General features: G+C 35.1%; 3 protein-coding genes. All 3 read right to left on the reverse strand.

The window, feature by feature from the left end:
- On the reverse strand, positions 1-1057 hold a 1057-nt coding region (locus U9P79_06900), incomplete at its 3' end, for a class I SAM-dependent methyltransferase (GenBank protein MEA2104350.1).
- A gap of 168 nt (positions 1058-1225) precedes the next feature.
- The gene (locus U9P79_06905) at positions 1226-2125 is read right to left on the reverse strand and encodes a radical SAM protein (protein MEA2104351.1); all 900 of its coding nucleotides are present in this window, start codon (positions 2123-2125) and stop codon (positions 1226-1228) included.
- A gap of 392 nt (positions 2126-2517) precedes the next feature.
- Positions 2518-2741: AAA family ATPase (locus U9P79_06910; GenBank protein ID MEA2104352.1), on the reverse strand; the 224-nt coding region annotated here is incomplete at its 5' end.

Below are 2741 nucleotides of genomic sequence, written 5' to 3' on the forward strand. Positions count from 1 at the left end.
TCTGTTTGAATGGATTTGTGTCTAATAGCATGCTGATATTATATTTTGACAGTTGTAACTTTTCGTAAAGGTAGAGAAATTCCCTGCCTATGCCCCAGAAAGCTAATGGTGTTGCCTTTTGTATGTGAGTTGTAAATGCTTTTTTTCTAGTGAGTGATTTATGTTCACTTGTGCTTAAATATGAAAGTAAGGATTTTTTTAACATAGAATCATTTTTATACGAGGTTAATTTTTCACTGTTGTCGGCAAAAAAGATGCTGATTAAATTTGGAAGCATTACTATTTCCCCCAACATTGATGTATTCAACTGTTTTGTAATGAGCTGTCTAAACCCATGGTGACGAGCTAATTGCTCAAATGTTTTTGCTGAAAAATGATGAATATGTTCTCTTAACAAAAACCAATAATACTCAAAAAAAAGTTGTTGTTGATAGGCCGCGGCATTGGGTATCCCCACGCATAATATTCCAGACGGTTTAATAACGCGCTGTATTTCTTCAAAGGTTTTATGAAGATCGATGCAATGCTCAAAAACTTGATCTATAACTATAATATCGAAATAATTGTTATTATAGGGAATGTTGTCGGCAAAGCCTTTCTTAAACTCAATTTCATCCGATTTAAATTTGCTGGCCAGGTTGACATAATCATCGGTTATATCTATCCCGCATAAATGTATATAACCTTTGCTCTCTAGATAATGGAGGAATCCCCCGGTTGCACATCCTATATCGAGGATCTTTATATCGGTTGACGGTATGTAATTTTTTAAAATAGTATAGAGTTGTTCGTATCTTGCAATGGAGTATGCGTTGTTGCTCCCTGGACGGTCTGAATTAGAACTTGTGTTTGCCAGGTTGGTGGGTGCATATTCGTCCTGGTAATATTTAAAAAGATTGGTTTTTTCATTTTCACTTAAGCGATTAAATACATGACCGCAATTATCGCAAATTAAAACGGTTATGTTGTTGTAAAGAAGTGATTGATCAAACTCTGCCGTACTGATACTTGCTAGGATTGAATTTTTTCTCTTATCGCAAATTGGACAAATCACCATTTGGAGATTCCTTTATTATTGTGGTATTCCCCCAAAAAACGGGCCACTATCTTTCCTTGCCGTAGCGGCCTTGGGCTCTTTTCACTCATGACATCTCTCCAGAATGGATGATTTTTCAATCCTATGTCATGTTTATTGATAAATTAAAATAAGCTGTTAGTTTGATGGTTACCGTACTTCTTTTTTCATCAATATAGAATATGCTACTGAACATTTTGAGCACAATTCTAATCCCAAAATATTTCCTTTATCCATTTCATTTCTAAAATGGGTAAAATGGCCTTTATTGTACAGTTCAATAGGATCGCTTTCAAAAATATTACCATTTTCATATTTGTTAAATTGGTCTCCGCAACACAACCCAATTTTACCATCTAAAAAAATAATAATTCTATCATAAACTTCTTTGCACTTTATTCCTGCTATATCATATCTTGAGGGTGTAAATGATTTTTTCATGTTGCCGACATTATGAACTGGATAATTTAAAATTAAATCACCTTTATTAAAATCAAGTCTTTTTTTCCAGTAAATATAAAAATCCCTCCATTGATATTTATTGATATCTTGTTCAGTAAATCTGATAATTATTTTTGTAGAATATTCTTTGCTCGAATTTCTTAACTGAATAAATTGCATGATATTATAAATTATCATATTTACATCAGAGCCGATTCTTATTTTTTCCTGTGTATTTTTAGTGATGCCATCCATGCTAACGATTAATGTATCCAATTTTGCTTCTAAAAGTTCTAACGATAATTTAGTTGTTAATAACATTCCATTTGTATAGATCCCCACCCCTTTGTAACCCCCATCTAGAGTTTTAGTTAGTTGTATTTTTTTAGCAACATCCTTATCTATTAAAGTTTCTCCCAATCCCAACAAAGAAACATGTTCAATATGTTTTTTATAGGGTAAAAATCTTTCTAAAATATTCTGATATGTGTCATTGTGCATTATTCCTTTTCGAAGACTTTGTTCAACAGTACACATAATACACCTAAGGTTGCATAATCCCGCCACTGTTTCTATTTGTATTTGCGATGGTATTATCATCATCATCATTTCTTTCCAAGTTAAGTTAGCAGATTGTCAAAAAGAGAGGCATTCAGGCCTTTTCTCCAAGATAAATTCAAACGAATATTTTTTCTTGCTTATTACGGGATATTTTTACATCCCGGTGTTGAATGACTCTTTATTCCACCGCCTGTTTTACGATATAAAATACCGCTCCAGTCTCTTGAATATACGAATTATTTCACCAGGTTTTAAGCTCTTTGATAATTTGGAAACACAGTGGGTTTTTTAAGGCATAGGGGGCATCCGGATTGAAAAAAAGCGGGGGAAGCCCGAAGACTTCCCCCTTGAGACAGACAATCCGTCTCGCCCTCCCGGCTATCCCTTGACCGGGTGCTCCCCAGCAGAGCCGATCTCCGTTTCACCGGGAAACCTGAAATTTAATTGATTTCATCGTGAGCCTGACGAACATGGTCGGAGTTAGCGCTGTTTCCAACGCCTAAAACTACGGCATTTAAAGTGTAATGAGCTAAAAGGTTGATTTTACGTGGCAGGCCATTGGTTGCCTGAAATATAGCTTCTACCGCTGAAGGCTCGAATATCTTGCGCTCAGTGCCTGCCAGTTTTAAATGATGCTCAAGATATTTAAGCAACTCGTCTTGTT

The sequence above is a fragment of the Candidatus Cloacimonadota bacterium genome (assembly GCA_034661015.1).
Taxonomy (GTDB): Bacteria; Cloacimonadota; Cloacimonadia; order JGIOTU-2; family JGIOTU-2; genus JAYEKN01.